The 4788-nt window shown below is 30.6% G+C and carries 2 protein-coding genes; both read right to left on the reverse strand.

The genetic code is table 11. The features are described from left to right. Positions 1–3224 (reverse strand): discoidin domain-containing protein (locus ACLR9T_RS13290; RefSeq protein ID WP_413109990.1); only part of this gene is annotated, 3224 nt, incomplete at its 3' end. Between the two features lie 15 nt (positions 3225–3239). Continuing rightward, the coding region (locus ACLR9T_RS13295) for a protein O-GlcNAcase (protein WP_413109989.1) at positions 3240–4788 on the reverse strand (1549 nt) is incomplete at its 5' end.

Below are 4788 nucleotides of genomic sequence, written 5' to 3' on the forward strand. Positions count from 1 at the left end.
GCGTTCTTATAATCCTTAAATGTTTCTACAATATATAACTTTTCTGGATATGAATTAAACTCTTGAATTAAGTCTTTTAAGATTGTAATATCAGCCAATTGTTCTTCAACAGTTTTTAATGTTTGAATTAATTTTTCAATTTCATCTGGATGTACTCTTTCTTGTTGAGTTGTAGCATTTTGATCTTTAGTTATAGCATCTTGCAATGTTTTTATAGCCTCTTGATAAGCTTTATAACCTGCCTTTGAATAAGAGTTTTCATCATAAGATTTTAACTCAGATAATGTAAGTACAGCAATTTCCTGCTGATTTAAAGAATATACAAGATTATTCTTTGCCATTTTTAATTCATCTATTAATTGTGTTGCTTTTTCTATTGATAAATCTGCATCATTGACAACTAACTTAGCCTCACTTAAAGCATCATAATAGGCTTGATAAGTTGCTGCTGTATAGACTCCAGTATCATTGTCTACAGATTGCTTAATTAAATCTTTTAATTCTGTTCCAACATATTTAATCAATTTATTAGCAATCGCTGATTGAATGCCAGAAATAGCTGATTCTATTGAAGTCACAGAAGCATTTTCATTATCATAAATATTCTTTGCTGTTTGATAAGCCATCTCATATTTCTCTTGAGATGAATTTGTCCATGCTTGAGTATTTTCCTTGTTATCTAATAATGTTTTTAAATTCATTTTAGATGCTGTTGTATCCATCGCTGTATTCATCAAAATTATTTCTGCCAATTCAGGTATTTTGTCAAGCCATGTAACAGATACATTTTTAAATAAGTATCCATCTGGTAATTTGAACTCACTAATTGGCTGATTTAATGTTCCTAGTGTTATACTTTTTGTTGTAGGCGTTGTAGAGCGCCCTTTTGTAGTCACATAAACTTCAGCATTCACTTTAGCATTTGAAACTTCCCCAACTTGAACAAAACGAATTGATTTCATTTCATTTGGATTAGATACATGATAAATGAATGAACTATTTGGTTGTGAAGATTTAAAAGTCGTTGATAAATCATTATCCAACATATGAGAAGGAATTTTACCTGGCTCTTCAATAGCATCAAGTGTAAAGTCATGGTTAGATTCAGTTGTCACATATTCATTATTATTAATAACAATTTCATTAAATGCAGCAAATCTATCTTTATATGGTGCTGTAAATCTCACTCTTAAATAACGTCCAACCGCTTTTGCACCATTTGCTAATATATTTTCTTTATACATATTTCCTGGATTCACACTATCATGTAAAAGTTCAGAGTATGTTTTTGCAGTTGTACTACTTCCCCCATCAGTATCCGCTCCTGTATTCTCTACTCTATCTCCAATTTCTAAAACTGGTGTCCATGATGAACCTGCAGGATCATTTGAAACTTCAAAAATAGCATCTCGTATATAATTTTGATCTGTTTCTTTAATATAATATCTCAATGATGAAATAGTTCTTTCTTGACCCAAGTCAAACGTTACATATCCATCTTGAGTTGGATATCCTGCAATACTTGCAGATGTTGATAATTTTCCATCAAAAATATTATATGAATTTTTAGCACGACGCATATCTCCATCACCATAGGCTGCATTGATTTGTATATTAGAATCATAGAAACCTGCTTTTTTAATACTAAATGTTTTCACTTCAAATTGATTAAATGTTATATTTTTATTTGAACTTCCTGTATTTACAATTCTTATATAACGTGCGTTTATAAGTTTTGCCAACTCAAAATTAGCACAGTCAATCCATTCAATACTATTCTTTGAAACCTGTAACTTTATATTTGAAGATAGTGCAATATCAGATGTCATACTTTCAATCATTCTAATATTAGGTAATTGAATACCAAAATATTCATTCACTCCTAATGTTAATGTTGCACCATTCAAACTATAAAGATCTTCCTCATAATTAGAGAGAATTGGACTGTTATCTTGATTTGTGTAAACATAATCTTTGATACCACTCTGTATCTCTTTCACTGTAAATTCTGAAAAATATAACCATTTTGTAATTCTTTCATCATTAACAATACGAATATAACGTGCTTGAATTCCACCTAAGTTTTCATCAATAACATCTTTTTGAGTCGAACTTGTATATGTATTCACTGTTGTCCAGTTTGTATTATCCACAGAGTATTCTAAATGATATTTTGTCCATTTATCACTAGAACCATTACCAATAACGATATGTGCACTAGCAAGAGATGCGATTTTCCCTAAATCATAACCAATATAATCACCAACTTCACTTACATCATTTGTACGTCCTTCATCACCATTATTTGCCGGATCATAATAAGCAGCAGTATTATCATCACCATCATATAACTTGCTATCATTATCACTTTCACTACCACCTGCACCATTTCTCCATGTTGGTGTCTTTATAACAGTATAAGAGAGTGGAGTAGTATCATTTGATGTGTCAAAAGCATAAACTGTTATTTCACCAACACGCCACCAAATATTCTTATTAGCAGTATTTTGAATACGAATATAACGCATTTGTATTCCATTACCATTAAATGTTTGTCTTTGTTCAGTCGACAAATCAGTTAATTTTGTCCAATTTATTTTATCCTCACTATACTCAATAATTGCATTGCTTGGAACATCTGCTCCATTGCTTAATCCTTGAACAAAAGCAATTGATCCTACATTTTTACTTTCACCTAAATCAGCAATAATGGCTGCTCCAGCTTCAATATTATCAGCACCACTTGGATTTCTAAAAAATGTTTCTGTATTTTCATTTCCATCTGTCAAATTAGCAATATTTCCACCATTAGGAGCAATGACAATATTCTCCAATTCAACATTTGTAATTTCTAATTTTTCAGGTTCTTTATCAGGATTTCCTTCTGCCTTATTAATAGTTATTTCAGAAACTATTAGCCATGCATCAACAGCATTATCTTGAGTCGTTATTAAACGAATACCTTTGGCAGTTAAAGATAATTCATCAACCTTAATTTCAGCAGGATTAGAAATATTTGTTGCAAAATCATAAATAGTTCCATCTAAATCTGTCCATGTTGTTCCATCTGTTGTATACTGCAATTTTGAATGTTCAAATTTATTTTTACCACTACCAAGTAAAAATCTAATATCATGAATTTCAATAGCCTTATTAAATTCAACACCTACATATTGACCAGATTTAATCCACTGTTCATTTTTACTTGTTTTTGTATATTGTATATTCGTTGCATCATTTCAATCAAAAACATTATATAAGCTTACATTTGGAAAATCAGTACGATTTGTTATAAATGTCTGCCCAAAATAGTTTGGATCTGTAATCTCTTCCACTTTTTTATTTAAATAACTAGACATATCTTTAATCAATGGTGTGATATATTTTGATCCAACTAAAGCATATTCATCATTTGTATTCTTTGTAATAAAATGATGTTTTTGAGAATCTGCAAGAGCCTTTGAACCTTTTGTATTATATTCAATGATGGCATTACTATCATTATTTAAAGATGCCTTGATTCCCTCTAAATAAGAAATACCAGATTCCATTGTATCATCCCAACAGTTTAACCATGGTGCCATTTGTTCTCTTAAACGTTTGTTTCCTGAATTCTTATAATATGCAGCTGACTCTTTTAATTTTTGAAATTCTTGTATTAAAGCATCACATGTCTCAACTGTTACTGTATTATTTGTTAAAGATGATCTAAAACTATTTAATTGAGATTTTAAATCTAATGATTCATCTAATCCCGTATTCTGAGCAATCATATGTTTAGAAATCTCACGCAAAGATTTTGATGATTTTGTATCTAATGCCGTATTATGATCTACATATTTAAAACTATCTGTCCAAGCCTGATCTGCTTCATTGGCTGATTGCCAAATATTCCATGAATAACAAGCATTACCAAATATTCCAACTTTACTTGGTTCAGAATGTTCCATTGGATTTAACATAATACCTTGAATTTTATCAGGACTTACACCTGGATTTAAAAATTCTTTATAGCCACCCATTATTAAACGATTTGTTGCATTATCTGAACATGGCCAGTTAATCCATAAGAATGGACCACGTCCAACATTATTTGTAAATGTGTTTGTGAAATTTGTATTCACTGTACCCCAAACTCCACCACCTGTCATAACCAGTTGAACATTATTAGGTGCTTTTTTTAGTTCTGTAAATTCTGCTCCAGAACCATTTCCCATATAATCATAAGGAATATATGGTAAAGTTGTTTTCATATCAGGATATTCTTTTTGAACATCATTCTTTAGCCAATCTGATATATCATTAATTAATTTTAAGCCATTGGCACCTCCAGGATTATGGAAATCGTCTGCTAAGATTGCAATCTGCCTAACACCACAATCAATAACCTGTTTAAACTTTGCTTTCAATTTCGCTAATTCTTCATCATAATTATCAAAATTAAATGTTCTTGCCCATCCAAATGGATGAAGTGCATAGGCAAAACTACATTTTGATTCATTACCCGCTTTTGCAAGTGGTTTAATTAAATTATTAATTTCATCTTGAGTATATAAAATATCCCACTTATCTTTATGTTTTGGATCATCCTTTGGTGCATAAATATATGTATTCATTTTATAATATCCACCAAATTTCATTAATTCCGCTCTATCCTCTACTGACCAAGGATTTCCATAGTATCCTTCAATAAATCCACGACTCACAACATCAGCATAATCTTCAACCGTAAAATGACGAATTGTACGACTTTCTAGTTGATTAAAGACATGATAAAGAGTTGTTAAT

Origin of the sequence: Thomasclavelia sp., assembly GCF_047249845.1 — a bacterium.
Taxonomy (GTDB): Bacteria; Bacillota_I; Bacilli_A; order Erysipelotrichales; family Coprobacillaceae; genus Thomasclavelia.